Origin of the sequence: Paenibacillus humicola (genome assembly GCF_028826105.1) — a bacterium.
Taxonomy (GTDB): Bacteria; Bacillota; Bacilli; order Paenibacillales; family Paenibacillaceae; genus Paenibacillus_Z; species Paenibacillus_Z humicola.
In genome coordinates this window covers 2,205,137-2,222,681 of record NZ_JAQGPL010000001.1, presented here as the reverse complement: position 1 = coordinate 2,222,681, position 17,545 = coordinate 2,205,137, and the positions used below count along the sequence as shown (strand labels likewise).

At 59.3% G+C, this 17,545-nt stretch carries 17 protein-coding genes; 3 read left to right on the top strand and 14 right to left on the bottom strand.

Features of this window, described 5'->3' with window-relative positions; all coding sequences use genetic code 11:
- Positions 1 to 135: 135 nt before the first annotated feature.
- Positions 136 to 1,857, top strand: a complete 1,722-nt coding sequence (locus tag PD282_RS10285) for an ABC transporter ATP-binding protein (protein WP_274650590.1) — start codon at positions 136 to 138, stop codon at positions 1,855 to 1,857.
- A gap of 201 nt (positions 1,858 to 2,058) precedes the next feature.
- On the opposite strand, the gene PD282_RS10280 is transcribed toward PD282_RS10285, so the two are convergent.
- The 14 genes from PD282_RS10280 to PD282_RS10215 all read right to left on the bottom strand — a co-directional run bounded on the left by PD282_RS10280 (position 2,059) and on the right by PD282_RS10215 (position 14,945).
- Entirely contained in the window at positions 2,059 to 2,961 is a 903-nt protein-coding gene (locus PD282_RS10280) for an NAD(P)-dependent oxidoreductase (RefSeq protein ID WP_274650589.1), read from the bottom strand.
- Between the two features lie 44 nt (positions 2,962 to 3,005).
- Entirely contained in the window at positions 3,006 to 3,839 is an 834-nt protein-coding gene (locus tag PD282_RS10275) for a phytanoyl-CoA dioxygenase family protein (protein ID WP_274650588.1), read from the bottom strand.
- 179 nt (positions 3,840 to 4,018) lie between these two features.
- On the bottom strand, positions 4,019 to 4,792 hold the full coding sequence (locus PD282_RS10270; protein WP_274650587.1) for an AraC family transcriptional regulator: 774 nt from the start codon (positions 4,790 to 4,792) through the stop codon (positions 4,019 to 4,021).
- Between the two features lie 156 nt (positions 4,793 to 4,948).
- The gene (locus PD282_RS10265; protein WP_274650586.1) at positions 4,949 to 6,061 is read right to left on the bottom strand and encodes a WD40 repeat domain-containing protein; all 1,113 of its coding nucleotides are present in this window, start codon (positions 6,059 to 6,061) and stop codon (positions 4,949 to 4,951) included.
- Entirely contained in the window at positions 6,058 to 7,521 is a 1,464-nt protein-coding gene (locus PD282_RS10260) for a sensor histidine kinase (protein WP_274650585.1), read from the bottom strand. Before PD282_RS10260 ends, PD282_RS10265 begins: the two co-directional genes overlap by 4 nt.
- 4 nt (positions 7,522 to 7,525) lie before the next feature.
- The gene (locus PD282_RS10255; RefSeq protein ID WP_274650584.1) at positions 7,526 to 8,221 is read right to left on the bottom strand and encodes a response regulator transcription factor; all 696 of its coding nucleotides are present in this window, start codon (positions 8,219 to 8,221) and stop codon (positions 7,526 to 7,528) included.
- A 78-nt stretch (positions 8,222 to 8,299) separates the two neighbouring features.
- A complete protein-coding gene (locus PD282_RS10250) occupies positions 8,300 to 9,439 on the bottom strand; it encodes an efflux RND transporter periplasmic adaptor subunit (RefSeq protein ID WP_274650583.1) in 1,140 nt (379 codons plus the stop codon).
- 25 nt (positions 9,440 to 9,464) lie between these two features.
- On the bottom strand, positions 9,465 to 10,343 hold the full coding sequence (locus PD282_RS10245; RefSeq protein WP_420832284.1) for a carbohydrate ABC transporter permease: 879 nt from the start codon (positions 10,341 to 10,343) through the stop codon (positions 9,465 to 9,467).
- 16 nt (positions 10,344 to 10,359) lie between these two features.
- Complete coding sequence (locus tag PD282_RS10240; RefSeq protein ID WP_274650582.1) at positions 10,360 to 11,241, bottom strand: carbohydrate ABC transporter permease; 882 nt, start codon at positions 11,239 to 11,241, stop codon at positions 10,360 to 10,362.
- Positions 11,234 to 12,667 carry an ABC transporter substrate-binding protein gene (locus PD282_RS10235; protein ID WP_274650581.1) on the bottom strand — a complete coding sequence of 478 codons (1,434 nt, stop codon included), beginning with the start codon at positions 12,665 to 12,667 and terminating at the stop codon, positions 11,234 to 11,236. The genes PD282_RS10240 and PD282_RS10235 overlap by 8 nt, the downstream gene beginning before the upstream one ends.
- A gap of 243 nt (positions 12,668 to 12,910) precedes the next feature.
- Entirely contained in the window at positions 12,911 to 13,612 is a 702-nt protein-coding gene (locus PD282_RS10230; protein WP_274650580.1) for a response regulator transcription factor, read from the bottom strand.
- A gap of 8 nt (positions 13,613 to 13,620) precedes the next feature.
- Entirely contained in the window at positions 13,621 to 14,325 is a 705-nt protein-coding gene (locus tag PD282_RS10225; RefSeq protein WP_274650579.1) for an NAD-dependent epimerase/dehydratase family protein, read from the bottom strand.
- 61 nt (positions 14,326 to 14,386) lie between these two features.
- A complete protein-coding gene (locus PD282_RS10220) occupies positions 14,387 to 14,776 on the bottom strand; it encodes a DUF488 domain-containing protein (protein WP_274650578.1) in 390 nt (129 codons plus the stop codon).
- Between the two features lie 43 nt (positions 14,777 to 14,819).
- Entirely contained in the window at positions 14,820 to 14,945 is a 126-nt protein-coding gene (locus PD282_RS10215) for a hypothetical protein (protein WP_274650577.1), read from the bottom strand.
- Between the two features lie 381 nt (positions 14,946 to 15,326).
- Between PD282_RS10215 and PD282_RS10210 the strand changes: the two genes are divergently transcribed.
- Both PD282_RS10210 and PD282_RS10205 read left to right on the top strand, forming a co-directional pair.
- Complete coding sequence (locus PD282_RS10210) at positions 15,327 to 15,521, top strand: hypothetical protein (protein ID WP_274650576.1); 195 nt, start codon at positions 15,327 to 15,329, stop codon at positions 15,519 to 15,521.
- Positions 15,502 to 17,463, top strand: a complete 1,962-nt coding sequence (locus PD282_RS10205) for a terpene cyclase/mutase family protein (RefSeq protein WP_274650575.1) — start codon at positions 15,502 to 15,504, stop codon at positions 17,461 to 17,463. Before PD282_RS10210 ends, PD282_RS10205 begins: the two co-directional genes overlap by 20 nt.
- Positions 17,464 to 17,545: the final 82 nt, after the last annotated feature.

The following is a 17,545-nucleotide window of genomic DNA, read 5'->3' as shown; positions in this document are numbered from 1 at the left end:
GTCCGGTGATAACATGAAGACAAAACGGCTGGAGGGGATCCATGATGAAAAACTTTTCGAAATCGACGAAGGCGAGCAGCCATTCCACAGACAATTTATCCTTAACGGGAACGCTAACGGCCGGAGGTTTGATTCGTGAACACATTCAATCGATTTATTGCCTATTACAGGCCTTATAAAAAAGCGCTATTTGCGGATTTGTTTTTTGCTGCGCTCGCTTCGGCGGCCGTGCTGGCTTATCCGCTCATCATCAATCGAATTACCGGCCAGGCGATCGGCGGCGAAGGCATCGATGCCGCGTCGGTCGCGAAGTACGCCGGCATTTTTTTGTGTCTGATGGCCGTGGAGTACATCAGCAACTTCTATACCGATTATTGCGGACATATGGTCGGCGCCCGGATGGAGACCGACATGCGGAACGATTTGTTTCGGCATGCGCAGAAGCTCTCCTTTTCCTACCACGATAACACCCGCACCGGGCAGCTGATGTCGCGCATCACTGGCGATTTGTTCGATATCTCGGAGCTTGCGCACCACGGGCCCGAGGATACGGTCATCTCGTTCGTCCGCATCGCGGGCTCGATCCTCATTTTGTCGCAAATGAGCGGCGTCCTCACGCTGATGATTGCGATCATTCTGCTGATCATGTTTTTGTTCGCCTACCGCTACAGCGTGAAGGTGAAGGACGCGCTAAAAACGACGCGGGAACGGATCGCCGACATCAATGCGCAAACCGAGGACAGTTTGGCCGGGATCCGGGTGGTGCAGTCGTTTGCGAACGAAAACATCGAGATGGAGAAATTCGCCGGCCAAAGCCGCCGTTTTCTGGAAAGCCGGCGTAAAGGGTATTTGGCCGAGGCGCTGTTCTTCAACGGGCTGACCGCATTCATCACGTTCATCAATTTATCGGTCGTGGTCGCGGGCGCCGTGCTGATCGAATACGGCCGGCTGACGCTGACCGAGCTCATCACCTTCCTGCTCTATATCAATACGCTGGTCGATCCCGTCAAAAGGCTCGTCAATTTTACCCATAATTTGCAAAACGGCATTGCCGGATTTGAGCGTTTTACGGAATTGATGGCCGTTCGGCCGGATATCGCGGATACCGAAGACGCCGTGGAATTAGGCGAGGTGCGGGGCCGGGTGGAATTTGCAGATGTGGGCTTCCGCTACGCCGGGGACGCGGGCAACGTGCTCAGCCGGATCAACCTGACGGTAAATCCCGGCGAATATGTCGCGCTTGCAGGATCGTCCGGCGTAGGGAAAACGACGCTCTGCAGCCTGATTCCGCGTTTTTACGAAACGAGCGAAGGCTCGATCAAAATCGACGGCACGGATATTAAACAAGTGAAGCTGAAGTCTCTGCGCGACCGGATCGGGGTCGTGCAGCAGGATGTATATCTGTTTGCGGGCACGGTGAAGGAAAATATTTTGTACGGGAAGCCCGGAGCGACGGATGAGGAAGTCGTCACGGCGGCCAGGCGCGCGAATGCCCATGACTTTATCATGGGGCTGCCGGACGGATACGACTCCTATATCGGGCAGCGCGGCGTCAAGCTGTCCGGCGGTCAGAAGCAGCGTATCAGCATTGCGCGCGTGTTTCTGAAAAACCCGCCGATCGTCATTTTCGACGAAGCTACCTCGGCCCTGGACAACGAAAGCGAAAAGGCGGTGCAGGAAAGCTTCGAGCAGCTGGCGAAAAACCGCACGACCTTCGTCATCGCCCACCGGCTGTCCACCGTACGGCATGCCGATCGGATTATCGTGCTGTCCGAGCAGGGTATTGCGGAGGAAGGCTCTCATGCGGAGCTGATGGCCATGAACGGCATTTATGCGAGATATTACAACATGCAGTGAATAGGATGACAAAGACGCCAAGCCGGCCGGCTTGGCGTCTTCGTCTCTTCTCTTTCCGGGCCGGCGAAGTCACGCCCGCAGCGCCTGCCTGCAGACAGGATGCTCTCCGAGACCGAACGGCCAGACAAGGCGGCCGGCATTCGGCTGAGGCAAGCTCGTTCGATTCTCTTCCGAGCTTGCGGGCAGTCCGCTCGCCCTCGCTCAGTCGGCAGCCTGCTGCTCCTTCGCGATGAGCAGCTTATAGAGCGCCTGCGTGCCGCTGTCGCCATCGCCCCCCGCAGCCAGCTCGTCGTAGAGCGACTTCGCGAGCGCGAGGCCGGGCGTTGCGATGCCCATTTCCTTTGCCGCCTCGAGCGCGATGTTCATGTCCTTGATAAAGTGCTTCACATAGAAGCCGGGCGCGAAATCGCCTTTGATCATGCGAGGCGCCAGGTTGCTGAGCGACCAGCTTCCCGCTGCGCCGGCGCCGATGCTCTCCAGCACGCGCTCGGGATCGAGCCCGGCCCGCTTCGCGTAAACCATCGCTTCGCACACGCCCATCATATTCGAGGCGATGGCGATCTGGTTGCACATCTTCGTATGCTGGCCGGCGCCCGCTTCGCCCTGAAGCACGATATTGCGGCCCATCGCCTCGAAAACCGGCCTCGCCGCCTCAAACGTTTCCGCGTCGCCGCCGACCATAATCGTCAGCCGCGCTTCGCGGGCCCCGACATCGCCGCCCGAGACGGGAGCGTCGAGCGCGCGGATGTTGTTCGCTTTCGCCGCCTCGTAAATCCGGCGGGCAAGCGACGGCGTCGAAGTCGTCATATCGATGACGATGGAGCCCGGTTTGGCGTTTGCAACGATGCCCTGCTCGCCCAAGTACACTTCTTCCACGTCCGCGGGATACCCCACGATCGTGATCGTCACATCAACCGAGGCGGCAATTTCCGCCGGGGTATCCTTCCAAACGGCACCGAGCTCGAGCAGGTCGGCGGCGCGGCTTTTCGTCCGGTTATAAACCGCTACGTCATAACCGGCGCCGAGTAAATTTTTGGCCATGCTTTTTCCCATGACCCCTGTTCCGATAAAACCGATCGTCGTCCCGTTCTTGCTTGCTGCCATATTGAAGCTCCTCCCATAATCCTGAAAATGTTGCGGACTTTAGATTACTTCACCGCTTGCGGCTGATGCTCCTTCAGCCACACCCGCAGCGGCACATCCGCGTCCGTCGGGCTGTAATACCCGTTGCAGTTCACGCCCGCGCCGAGCAGCTGCCGGCGGATCGGATCGCTGCTCTCCCACAGCGACTGCACCGTCATGTCGTCCTTCGTGCGGATCCAGCGGTAGCCGTAGCCGTAGAACAGCACCTTGCGCGTCACGTCCGACCAGTTCGGCGAAGCCGTATGCCAAAGCCGGCGGTCGAAGAAGACGGCCGTGCCCGGCTTGACGCAGACCGGAATCGCCCCTTCGGGCTGGCCTTCGCGGTTTTCCGGCAGCGCCATCGTATCGTTTAAATGGCTGCCGGGCACAATCCAGAAATTGCCCCGGTCCGGCACGGAAAGGTCGGACAGAAAATATGCGACCTTCAGCGACAGCCGGGGGCGAGGATGCGATTCCATTTCCACATTCACGCGGCCGCTGTCCTGATGCCAGCCGAACGTTTTGTTCGTCTTCGCCTGTCCGGACGGCGGCGTGACGATCATATGGGCATGGTAGAGGTAAATATTCCAGCCGAGTATGCCCCAAACCTTCGGCAGCACCTTTTCGTAATCGACAAGCCCCAGGAAGCGCTCGTGGTCGGGAATGAAATTTGGATAAAACAATGCCGTCTTCGAATCGTGCCCTTCGTTCACCTTGCGTTCGTAGATGCGGTCGGTTTCCGCCGTCAGCGCTTGGACCTGTTCGGGCGACAATGCGTCCTCGACAATCAGATAACCGGTTTCGTTAAACGTGCGGCGTTCTTCTTCCGTCAAGCTGTACTGCAGACAAGATGGATTCACTTCCCAACATCCCCTTCCGTTTGCGGATAGCCTTAAGGTCATCCTTCCCTTATCATAGGGTCCGCGAAGGGAACTTTTCGAGACATAATCCTCATATCTTTTGTACGATTCTACGATGTAAGCGGATTCCTTCCACCATCAGGAAGAAACACAGGGGTACAGGCAGGACGCCGAATCGTTCAGTCCGTGCTTCCCTTCAGGAAAGCGGTCGGCGAACAGCCGGTCAGCTTCTTGAACACCCGCGTGAAATAGGCTTGGTCGCAGAAGCCCGTCCGTTCGGCGATTTCACCGATCGGGATCTTCTTGTCGAACATCAGCTCCTTTGCTTTGGCGATGCGCACATGATGCAAATAATCGATCGGCGAGAAACCGGATATCCGTTTGAACAGGTGGGAAATGTAATTCGGCGTCCGCCCCGTGTAGCTCGCCAGATCGTCAAGCGTCACCGGCTCCCGGTAGTGGTCGAGCAAATATTTGCGGATATCCGCCGCCAAATCCAGCTTTTTCGCCGGCACCTTCCAGTTGTCCCGGTCGTAGCTGATGATCCCGAGCATTTCCAGCAAAATGCCGTAGCGCGTCGCCTCCTGATACGGACCGCCCATCAGCCAGTGATGACGCAGCAGCATGAAGCGCTGCTTGAAGTAGTCCAGGCCGCTGAGCGGCGTTTTGCAGTGCCGGTTCTCGCCGAGCAGCGGCAGCAGCCTGCGGTCGCCGTCGTCCATGGAGAAATGCGTCACGAACCGCTGATGGTCGTTCACCGCGAAGCCGCCCCGCTGACAGCCGGCCGGAATGTACAGCACGTCGCCGGGATTCAAATAGACGGTATCCTCGTCCACCCAATACGTAATGTTGCCTTTCGTGATCAGCACGATGATGTGGTAGGAGGTCGGCTCTTTATTCATTTCCCATTTGCCCGGATAATCCTTGATGTAGCACGAACGCATTCGGATCATGGCCCATCATCCTAACGTGTTTTGGTACCGGCGGGCCTCATGCCCTCTTCGTTTATTTTAACAGGTAACGGGACCGTTGTGGTTGTAAAAATGGACGGACTACAGCGAATTTTAGCCGCCGGGTCAGCCGGAAGGTGCCGGCCACCGGGACGGCGCCTATTCGAACGTGACCACCAGAGGCTCGCTGCCATCCTGCGCGTCGCGGGTAGGGGCTGGCGCCGTCGCCGTGTACATTTTTCTTCCGTCCATAAGCAGCCTGCCGTCGTCCGGGCTCCAGAGAAGCCGAACGGCCAGCAGTCCTTTGAAAATCAGCTTGTCGTTTGCGATGCCGTTGCCGCGCACCTCCGCCGCATGGACGTCTCCCTGCGAAGTGGAATAGACGATTTTTTTCCGGTCGTGCGACAATTGGAAGGATTCTACATTTTGCGCCAGGGAAGCGATATTCCCGTTGCGGCTGTCGTATAACGTCAGGGAGCCGTCCGCCCCGATATATTCGATTTGATCGTTATTTAGAAAATCGAACGAATTGCCCGTCAGCGGACGTTCGAATCCGATTGCGATGTCATGGCCTTTGAACGTTCCGGCTGCAAGCCGCGGCTGCTTCCCCGACAGAATCAGCAGCGCGCGTTTCCCGTCATCCGATACTTTCAGGCTGGAGGGTGCGTCTTTGCCGCCCCAGGCGGGGGGCAGACGATACAGCTCCGTCCGGTTCAGCTTGCGGTCGAAGACGGCGACGGAAGGCTCCTTCCCGTCCGGCCCGTACTTGACGTACGAAACGTACTGCCCGTTATTCGACCATTCCGCCTGATAAGGATTTAAATTGTCTCCAATCACCGTTTCGGTCAGCGCGTTCAGATTGAATAACGACAGCTTCCATCCCCTCGTGCCCGGATCCGACCGGTACAAGGCGGCGAAGGAGCCGTCCGGCGATAAACCGGAGACGATATCGCCGGCGCCGAGCTTCGCCCGCAGTTGGCGCGTGTTGTACCTGTAATCGATCCGTTCGATCTCCCGGTCCGCCTCCGTTTGTCCCGTGACGGCGGCAACGCGTTCGTTGTCGTTCCATCCGAGCAGCTCCCGGTAGGGTCCGGCGAAATCCAGCTTGTAGATTTTGCTTACGTCGAAGTGACCGGTTCCGCCTGCGGCTTCGCCGCCGAATTCGGATTCCGGGATGACGACGGTTTTGGATTTCGGTCCGCCGCCGCAGCCGGCGAGCAGCATACAGGCCAGGAAGCACGAGAGCATGCCGATGAAGGTCCGTTTTCTCATCCCAATTCCTCCGGAGGACCTGCGGCAGGCAGTCCGATTTCGGCGCTTGTCCGTTTGTTTTCGCTGACGATGCGGATGCTGCCCGCATGCTCGTCGACGATCGTCTTGCAAATACTGAGGCCGAGCCCGCGGCTGCCGCGTTCTTCGAGTTCGCTCCGGTCCGCGCGGTAAAACGGCTCAAACAATTTCGGCAGCAATTCCGGGTCGATTTCGTCCCCGCTGTTTGCGATTTCGACCCGAGCCTCGCCTTCGGCGGATACGGCGTTGACGAAAATAACGGAAGACGGACTGCCGTATTTGATCGCATTGTCGATCAGATTGATAAACAGCTGCCGGAGGCGGTTTTCGCTGCCCCGCACCCAGAGCGCCGGTCCGATGCCGCTCCGGATCGTCTTCCCGTACCTTTCGGCTTTGAACGCCATGGCCTCGCAAACGTCCTGAAGGAGACGCCCCGCATCGACGGGCTCCATCGCGTCCGGCGTGGAGGTCTCCATCGACGCTTCCAGCAGCCTCAGCACCAAGGCATGGAGACGCTCGCTTTCGCTTACGATATGGTTCATCCCCTTGTCGAAAAACGCTTTGTCGCTGAAGCCGTTCTCCCGGATGATGCCCGCATACCCCAATATGGACGTGAGCGGCGTTTTTAATTCGTGCGTCACGTTATCGAAAAACCGTTTGCGGTGCGTGTTCAGTTCATCCAGCCGGTCCCGGTCGCGCTTGATCCGTTCGATCTGCGTGCCAAGCCGTTCGATCATCCGGTTGAAATTGTCCGCCAGGCTGCCGAGCTCGTCCTTCCGCTTCAGTTTGAGCCGGACGGACAGATCCCCGTTTCGGACCGCCGTGGACGCCTTCGTCAGCTTGACGATCGGCGCCGTGACGTTGCCGGACAACAAATACGAGAACAGAAACGCCGCCGCGAAAATGATGATCGTCACCGCATAAACGAATCGGACGATCTGCCGGCTCTGCTCGTGCAGCAGCATAAAATCTTTAGCGAACCGCAAAATGCCGACCTTCCTGCCGTCGACGACGACCGGATATGAATAATAGACTTTCGCGTCCGAGCCCGATTCGAACACCGTATACGCGGTTTTGCCTGCGACGGCGAGCTTCAGATCGCTGTCTTCGGCGCCGGCGAAGGCGCTTTTGTCGGACGCGTTCAAGAGCGCTCCGCCAACGGAGTAGGCGCCGACGCTGCTCGACGTGACGGCGTGCAGCTCCTGCACCATATCCCCGGCGATCTGCCGGAAATAGATGTCGTCGCTGTCGAAATGATTGATCATAAACGTCTGCCTGACGTATACGCTGCTGTTCAGCTTCAGCTCGACCAGGTCCTGCGTGATGATTTTCTCGTTGCTGGAATCGATGATCCGCACGATAAAATGGTTGAGCAGAAGCAGCGATACGGTGAAAATAACGAGCAGTCCCAGCAGAAACTTGGCTTTGATCGTCAGCCGCATGCCGTTAGTCCGCCTGCCTGTCCCATTTGTAGCCGACGCCGAAAACGGTTTGGATGACGTCGCCGAGCTCCAGCTTTTTGCGCAGCCGCTGGATATGAATATCGACGGTTCGCGTATCGCCGAAATAATCGATGCCCCATACCTCGTCCAGCAGCTCCATCCGCGTAAAAATTTTTCCTTTGCTGCGGCATAAAGCGATCAGGAGATCGAATTCCTTCGGCGTCAAATCGACGGTTTTGCCGTCCTTTCGGACGTCGCGCTCCGCTTCGGTAATTTCGATGTTTTTGACCCGCAGGCGGAGCCCTCCGGCATTGCCGGCCTGCCCGGCCGCCTGCAGCTTCCGGCGGAGAATGGTGCGGATTCTCGCCACGACCTCGCGCAGATCGAACGGCTTGGTAACGTAGTCGTCGGCGCCGTATTCAAGGCCGAGAATTTTATCCGTAATGTCCGATTTTGCGGTAATCATCAAAATCGGGACGTTAAACGCGGCCGTCACCCGCTTGCAGACCTCGATTCCGCTCATATCCGGCAGCATCCAGTCGAGCAGCAGCAGATCCGGCTTGAAGGTTTCGGCCGCCGACAGCCCGTCCGACCCGCTGCGGGCGGATAGGGTGCGGAAGCCTTCTTTATGCAGGCCGTAGGCAAGCAGATCCGCGATCGCTTCCTCGTCCTCGATTATTAAAATTTTTGCCTGGTTCACGGTACCGCCTCCGTTCTAACCATAGGACAGGAAGCCGAGTTTGTCCAGCATGCAATCGTTTCCTCCTCCTCCTCGGAATCACAATCTTACCCGGCTGCCGTCCATTATCGGCTCGCTGCTCTCCGTAATGATTTGCTGCTGATCGAACAAGCCGGTGACGGCGGCCTCCGCCTCATTCTCGTCGACGACCGTAACCGGCATACGGACGGCGTAATACGCGTTGCCAAGCGGTCCCTGCCGCTCCTCGACCGTCAGCACGTAGGCGTCTTCGCCGTCGTGCCGGATGGCGCCGATCGGCACGAGCTGCGCATCGGAGCTCTTCGATTTCGAGATCGATACCCGGGCCCGTTCGCCGCCTTTCAGCGTCTTGTCCGCCAAACGGACGAGCAGCCGGCCGGTCGCGGCAGCCGGCTGACCGCCCTCCGGTTCGCCCCCGGACGAGTCGTCCGATGCACCGTTATATTCGATGCCGGCGATTGGACCTTTAACCGTCCGGGCATCCGGATCGGAAATTTGAACATCCAGGCTTTCGCCGGCGTTCAGCATGTCCGCAAGCTCAGCCGGAATTTGAAGCGCGATTTGAAAACCGCCGGCCAGGTCGGCAAGGCGGATATCCGGTTCGCCGGCTGCGGCGAGCCCTTCCTGCGCATGGACCTCCGTCACGATTCCGTCGAAAGGGGCGGTCAGCCGGCTCCCTTCCTCAAGCTGCTTCTGCATTTCGCCGAGGTGCCGCTCCTGCGTATCGAGATCGATTTTTGCGCTTTCGAGCGTGTCGGCGGCGCTCTTGACCGCTGCGGGATCGTTGTCGTGAGAAGCCTGAATATACGCGTCCTGCAGGCCGCCGATCGACAGCTTCAGCTTCTTCAGCGCATCCTGCGCATCCACAAACCGCTGCTGCGCCTCGCCGCCGTCGTATTCGACCAGCGTCTGGCCTTTACGGACGCGGTCCCCCTTCTTCACCAGCACCTTCGTCACCTTCCAGCCGGCGGGATTCGTCAGCATCGCCTCATCTCCGGGCGCGACGGTCGCGCTGCCCTGGAACGTATGGAGAAGCGAACCGCTGCCTGCCGTTACGGCCGCTACCTTCGGCAGCGTCATCGTCAGCAGGGTGTTGCTGAGCAGGGTGAAGCCGCCGAGGAGAGCGAAAAACAAGACAGCCAGCAGGCGAACGGTTCGTTTCCTGCCTGCCCGGCGCTGCTCTGATGTCGGTACTTCCAATTCGGTATTCCCTCCTAACGCCAAGCTACCCTTTGATCCCGGACAGCTGGATCCCTTCGATAAAATACGATTCGGCATACAGGAACAGCAGCACCATCGGGGTCATATACAGCACGGAAGCGGCGAACCCCACGCCGCGCGCATCCTGGTTGATTTGCGCCAAATAGATCGACAGCGGCTGCTTCGCGGCATCCTGCAGGAAAATGAGCGGCTGCTCGACCATGTTCCAATAATCGGCGAACAGCAGCACCGTGAGGGCGGCGATACCGGGCTTCACGAGCGGAAGAATGACGCGGGTGAAAATCGTCAGATGGCCCGCTCCGTCGATTTTGGCCGCTTCCATGTACGTATAGGGGATGCCGGTCATAAACTGGCGCAGCATAAAGACGCCGAAGGCGCCGAATATGCCCGGCAGCACGATTGCCGCCTCCGAGTTCATGAGCCCCAGCCGTTCGATGACCATATAGTTCGGGACGAGCGTCACCTGGAACGGCATCAGCATCGTCATCAAATAAACCATAAACAGCTTATCCCGCCCGCGGAAGCGCAGCTTGGAGAGCGCATAAGCCGCCAGCGATGCAGCTGCCGTCTGGCCCGCGATGATCGGCGCGACCATCCCCGCCGAATTCCAGTACATATGCAGAAATTTCGGCGTCTGAACGAGCACCTCGTCATACTGCCCGAAGGAGAGCCAATCGGGAATCAGCTTCAAATTGACGAAATCGTCCTTGTGTCCCGCTGCGGCGTTCGTCATTTGGCCGAGCAGATCGTAGTTGTCGCCGATTTCCCGCTCCGTCATCAGCGAGTTGGTGAAGGTCAGCACGACCGGCACCGCCATGACGAGCGCTAGCAGTGCCAGCGCGGCGGTCAGCGCCAGCCGGGGGAGAAGCGGCAATTTGTTCAACGGCGCTCCCTCCCTTTCATGAGTCCGTAAAGTCCCGGAACCGGCGTTCGGCCGTCAGCAGCCCGGCTGCGAGCACGATCATGCAGCCGACCATGAGAACGGCCGCCGCCGTCAGCTTCTGGATATCAAGGTTGACAAACATGTTGTTCATGTAATGCTGCAGCATATAGATCCGGTCGTACGGATAATCGCCGGCGAGCAGATACGTCTCCCTGAACACCTTGAACGAATTGACGATCGAGATCAGCAGCACGAAAAACATCGTCGGCGTCAAATAGACGAGCGTAATGTGGAACAGGCGCCGCAGCCGGCCCGCCCCTTCGATGAGCGCCGTTTCGTAATAATCCTTCGGGATCGACTGAAGCCCGGCGAGAAACAAAATCATGTCGTAGCCGATATTTTTCCAGAGGTACATCAGGATCAGCACATCCATCGACCAGTCGGATTTCAGCCAGTCCGTGCGCCCCCCGTGGAGCGCGTGCATCCAGGCATTCAGCGTGCCGTTCCAGTCGAAAAAAATTTGCCAGATCATGACGACCGATGCGACGGGAACGACGAGCGGCAGAACAAAGGCGGTCTGCAGCACGTTCCGCAGCCAAATTTGCCGGTTCAGCAGCAGGGCGAGCAGCAGCGACACGGCGATCAGGAGCGGAACTCCGGCTCCGGTGAAAAGCAGCGAATTGGCCGCCGCCTTGCGGAAGGAGCCGCTTGCCAGCAGCGCCTCATAATTGCGGAGACCGGCGAAGGAGCCGTGAATCGTTTGGTCCGTAAACGAATACGCGAGGCCCATCGCAAACGGGATCGCATAGAAAACGGCGAAGCCGGCCGCGCTCGGCGCCAGAAACAGCAGGGCGGCCGGGCCGTCCCCGCGCAGCCGCCGGAAACGGAGCCTACTCATTGAGATACGTCTCCGCGCGGTTCTGGATCAGCTTCGCGACGTCCTCGGCCGATTTTTGCCCGCTGAAAAAGGCTGCGGATTCGTCCAAGATGATATCCTCGATTTGCGAGGACTGGTACGACACGGCATGCGTCGCCCCGGTCACATCGCTTTTCAGCTGCTCCAGCATGGTGTCGTCGACCGGAATCGCCTGGCCGTGAAGCGGGCCTTCCTTGTAAGCCTGCACAGTGCCCTCCTGCTGCAGCTGCTGCAGCTGATCCTCGAACAGCTTCTTATTGATCGGAAAACCGGCGGATTCCGGTTTTCGCGGCAGCTCGTCCGACATCAAATACTTGACAAACGCCCACGCCTCCGGCTTGACCTTGGACGCGGCGTTCATGCCGATCGTCCGGTACGTCCGGAAATAGCCGCCGGCGTCCGTTCCGGCCGCATGCGGCTTGACGTACAGCTTCGTATGCTCGCCGATTTCCCGCAGCGATACGAGATCGTCCCAAGCCGAATTGATCTGGATCGGCCTGAAGTACGCATCCGTGCGGCCGATGGCGTTGCCCGTCTTGATCACGCCTTCGTCCAGCATCGACTTGACCTGCTTCATCAAGCCGGTAAAAGCATCCGAATCGAACAGGGGCTTCCGGTTTTTCTCGTCTACAAAGAGCGAATAGTTGTCGGTGACCATCTGCGTCAGCAGCGACTCCGGATCGCTTGCAATCCCGAATTTCAGCGTCCCCTGCTTCACCATGGCGCTCGCGGCATCGATGAAATCGTTCCAGGTCCACGTTTTGTCGTCGACGGTCACGCCGGTGCTTGCGATTTTGTCTTCGTCGCCCGCGAGGCCGTACAGGAAAAACGATAACGGCATGCCGTACAGCCCGCCGCCGACCTGCGCGCCCTTCAAAATGTTGCCGAAATAATCGTCCTTCTCGAAGGACGGATCACTGTCCATCAATTCGTTATAATCGACCAGCAGGTTCCGGCTCCGATATTTGTCGGTCGGCAGCAGGTCCATTTCCAGCAGATCCGGTCCGCTGCCGGAGAGCATCGCCGTATTCATCGTCGTCGTAAATTTTTCGATGGCCGCTTCTAAATGCGAATCGTCGGTTTGAACGTCCGACAGCTTGATGTCGACGTTCGGGTGTGCCGCTTCGTATTTCTTAACCGCCTGTGCCAGCCACTCGTCGGGCCAGAACGTCTGGAACACGATCGTCGTTTTGCCGCCGGTTCCTTTCGCGCCGTCTCCGTCCGCCTTCGTTCCGTCTGCCGGCTGCCGAGCCGGGCCGCCGGACTGCGCAGCGTCCGTTCCGTTACGGTTGTTTTGTCCGGTGCCGCCCGCAATTCCGCCGTCCGGGCCGCTTCCTACGCAGGCCGTCAGAGCGAAAAGCATCAGGCAGCCGGCAGCCGCCAAACCCGCGGTTTTCTTTCGCTTCATTCTCCATCCTCCTCGTACCTTCGTCACGGTCGTCGTCAGGCTCTATGTACAAGCTGAACCCTTGCGTTTGACCGCTGCAAGACAAAAATAAACCGGAGATGTCATCGAATGTTCTCGAAGTTGTATCCAAGATGTTTCCGAGCTCGAATGCACGACAAATATCCCGAAGGAACGCTTGAAGTCTTCAAGCGCACTTTCGGGCTTATCATGCGGTTCATGCCATGCTCCGGACCGGTTCCGGCGCTAAGGCTGCCGTTTTTCGAATTTATAGCCGATGCCGAACGCGGTGGTGATCCAGTCATGGACGTCCAGCCGTTTGCGCAGCCGCTGAATATGCGTATCGACCGTCCGGGCATCGCCGCTAAAGCCGCTCCCCCACACGAACTCGAGCAGCTCCGCCCGGGTGAAAATTTTGCCCCGGTATTCGCAGAGCGTTCGCAGGAGATCGAATTCCTTGGGCGTCAGCTCGACAACCCTGCCGTTTTTGCGGACGATCCGCCGGCTTTTCACCAACTCGATATCCTTGAAGCGGATCGTATCGGTATCGTCCGCTGCGGGGCTGTCCGGCGTGCCGGCCTGCCGGATGCGGCGCAGCAGCGTCCGGATGCGGGCCGCGACCTCCCGGAGGTCGAACGGCTTGGTTAAGTAATCGTCGGCGCCGAACTCGAGGCCGAGCACCTTGTCGGCAATGTCGGACCTGGCCGTCAGCATCAGGATCGGGACGGCGGAGCCGCTCGTCACTTTCCGGCACAGATCCAATCCGCTCATGTCCGGCAGCATCCAGTCCAGCACCAGCGCGTCCGGCCGAGCCAGCTCCACCTGCCGCAAGCCTTCCGCCCCCGTCGAGGCGGCCGAAGTCCGAAATCCTTCCCTGTTCAGCCCGTACACGAGCAAATCCGCAATCGCCTTGTCGTCTTCGATAATGAGAATGCTGGCGTTATCCATCGTTTCCGTCACCCCGTCGCTTGCGTTCCCGCCAGCCTTGCGATGTCGGGAGGCTCCAGCACAGGCCGGCTGTATCCGTACTGAGCGGCATGGATCATCGCGATGCCGACCTCGCGCAGGGTCAAAATCCGGTTCGGCCACAGCCTCCGCAATACCGGATACATCCAGGTAATAAAAGCATAATAGCGGATCGTATTGTTCAGGCCCTTGGTCGGATGCATATAGCCGGGACGGAACATATACACCGCTTTGAACGGCAGCTTCAGCAGGTCGTTTTCCGTCCTGCCCTTCACCCTCGCCCACATGCTGCGGCCCCGCTCCGTGCTGTCCGTCCCTTGGCCGGTGACATAGACGAACGTCATGTCCGGATTAAACTCCGCGAGCAGCTCCGCCATATGCATCGTCAGGTCGTAGGTGACCCGTTTATACGCTTCCTCCTTCATGCCGACAGAGGATACGCCCAGGCAGAAAAAGCAGGCGTCGTACGGCGTCAGCCTTGAAGCGATCGAACGCAAATCGAAAAAATCGCCATGCACGATTTCCGTCAGCTTGGGGTGGGAGACGCCGCACGGTCTCCGGCCGACGGCCAGAATCTCCGCCACGTCCGGATGGTTCAGACATTCGTGCAGGACGCCTTCCCCCACCATGCCGGTAACGCCGGTGATGATCACCTTGATCGCTTTCGCTGCCGGACGGGAAACCGGATCCTTCATGCTTGTACCGCCTTTCGCGCTGCCGTTTTTTACGGTTCATTAGTCATTTCTCCATTATAAATCAATCGCGTCCATTGTCACGCTTCGATTCCTTCGCCGCTTCCAAAAACCGCTTCAGGACGACGGCTTGATTATGCTCTTCGTCCCTTGCGGCGTACAGCAGGGTGACCGGTCCTTCGCCGGCCCGCGCGAGCAGCCATTCCACGTTGTCCGCTGCGGTTCCTCCGGCCAATTCCGCTTCGTACCGGCGGGAAAATTCCTCAAACCTGTCCGGCTTGTGCCCGAACCACTTGCAAAGCTCGCCGCTTGGAGCAATCGCCTTCATCCAGTCGTCCAGCTGCGCCTTTTCCTTCGTCACGCCCCGCGGCCAAATCCGGTCCACCAGGACGCGTTTGCCGTCGCCGCTGTCCGGCGCTTCGTAGATTCGTTTGATTTTGAACCCGTATGCCATTGTCATCCGTTCTCCTTTCGCGCGGCCGGACGGCCGCTCTGCGTTATTCCTCCGTTCCGCCCGCTTCGGCGCAAGCCCTTCGCATATATTCGATGAATGTGCGGACCTGAACCGCCATCACATCCTCGATGCGCTGGAGCGGCACCTGGCACGGCAGCGGAATCGACATCGAGGTATAACCTATTATCCAGCAATCGGGCAGCGGCTGCGATTACATTGTCGAAGCGTCGTTCAAGACCGATTCGCGCACGGACGCGTCGAGCCTCAAGACTCAGCTTCAGACGGAGCTGACGCAGCAGGGCTGGTTTCTGCCGACGGACGAGCTGAAAACGCAGATGATCTTGGACCGTTATTAACCGTTGACCTAATTCCTCTCTAAAATGCGCGATCCCAGTATGCAGCCTCCACCTTTTGCCGATCATTCGGCGAAGGGGGCGGCTTTCGTTCTCCGCACCCGCCCGATTTTCGTAAGTTTTACATATCGGAGGACGTTTCCGGCATAGGGATATAGCAGAGGGGTTGTAATGATGAGAAATGGAGATGGTTGTCGATGACCGTCAGCAAAATGCTTTTGTCGTTCTCCTTCGGGCTCGTGATCGCCCTGCTGGCGATCGGCCTGCTGCCGTTCCTGCTCATTTATGCATGGATCGACATCAACGGCCTGTCGGATGCGTACCCGCTGCCGTTTTTTATTTTGCCGAAATTTTTGCGAAGCGACAAGTCCAATGACCGGCCGGCTAAATGACGGAATCGCCTTCCTGACCCGCAGGCTGTTGACGCTGCAAAGCGCCGACGGCAGCTGGCGTCTCGGCTTCTTCGAGGAGGGATCGACGACGGATGCCGCGGTTGTCCTGCTGTTTACCGCGGTTTTTCCGGAGCGGGCCGGCACCGTACGCCGGCTCTGCGAGCGGATCGCCGCGAATCAGCGGCCGGAAGGCTGGTGGACCGTCTATCCGGACGAACCGGGCGGCCACGCTTCCGCGACGGCCGAAAATTATTACGCCCTGCTTGCGGCCGGCTACGATTCGGGATCGGTCGTCCGCCGGGCAGGCGAGGCGTTCGCGGAACTCGGCGGCCGCAAACGAATCGACAGCCTGATGACGAAGTTTCTGCTCGCCGTGAACGGGCGGTATCCTTGGCCGAAATGGTTTCCGGTGCCGATTACGCTCCTGCTGCTGCCGGTTTCGTCGCCGGTGCATTTCCATCTGTTTTCCGGCTATGCCCGCGTCCATATGGCGCCGATGCTGCTGCTCGGCGACTGCAAGCCGGTTTTCGGGCCGGAACGGTTTCCGGCGGAAGCCGCCTTCTCCCGGCCGCCCGGCGGCGATCCCGCATTCCGCGCGGATGCCGAATGGGCGCGGCATTTCGACCGCCGGCTGATGGCGGGCGGCAGTCTTCCGCATCCGGGCGGCATCGGGCGCGGCGCGCAAGCTTTCCGCCCGGAAGATGATGCCGGCGGCCAGATGCAACATCCGCCCGGACGGCTGACCGGACGGCTCCGCCGGCAGGCGGCGGAACGCGCCGTCCGGTATATGCTGGACCGGCTGGAGCCGTCCGGCACGCTGTACAGCTACACGACGGCCACCGTCCTGATGGTTTACGCGCTGCTGTCCGCCGGATTTTCCCCGAAGCACCCTGTTATCGCAAACGCTGCCGCGGGTCTTGAATCTTTTCTCATAACCGACCGGAATAATGGTCAAACGACGCTGCAAAATGCAACCTCGACCGTATGGGACACGGCGCTGATCAGTCATGCGCTGCAGAAGGCCGGTCTTCCCGCCGCCCATCCCGCGATACAGGGTGCCGGCCGTTATTTACTCGCCAGGCAGCATACAAGAACAGGCGACTGGAAGCTGCAGGCTCCCGGCGCCGTTCCGGGCGGTTGGGGCTTCTCCGACTGCAATACGATCAATCCCGACGTGGACGACACGTCTGCGGCGCTTCGGGCGATCGCCGGCCTCCGCGGCTCGCCGGCCGGCGAAGAGGCGCACAACCGCGGGCTGCAGTGGCTGCTCGCCCTGCAGAACGACGACGGAGGATGGGGCGCGTTCGAACGGAACTGCGACAGCCCTTTGGTGAAATGGCTGCCGCTGGACGGAGCGGGAGATGCGGCGGCCGATCCGTCCTCCGCCGATTTGACCGGCAGAGCGCTGGAATATTTGGGCGGGACGGCCGGGCTTACGGTCCGCCTTCCTTTTATCCGCAGAGCGGCGGACTGGCTTTACCTGAATCAGGAGCCGAACGGATCGTGGTACGGGAGATGGGGCGTCTGCTACCTGTACGGCACGTGGGCCGCTTTGACCGGACTGATCGCCGTCGGCGAAAATCCGCGTCATCCGCAAATCCGGAAGGCGGCCGAATGGCTCCGCTATATCCAGCACGACGACGGCGGCTTCGGCGAATCGTGCGTCAGCGACCGCGTCAAACGGTTCGTGCAGCTGCCGCTGTCCACCGTGACGCAAACCGCCTGGGCGCTCGATGCGCTGGTCGCCGTTCAGGACCGCCCGGACGAGTCGGCCCGCAAGGCCGCCGATTACCTGCTGCGGAACGTCGGAACGGACGGACCCGCGGCGCGTTATCCGACAGGCGGCGCGCTGCCCGGCCAAATGTATACCCGCTACGAAAGCTACCCGCTCGTCTGGCCGCTGCTGGCACTGGCCCATTACCGCAGCAAGTACGGCGTCTGAAGGAGAAAAGGAAAAAATACGCATTTTTTTGGAAAATCCATGCATAATTTCGTTTCCGGCGTGTGACAATAGTTCGCGTAAG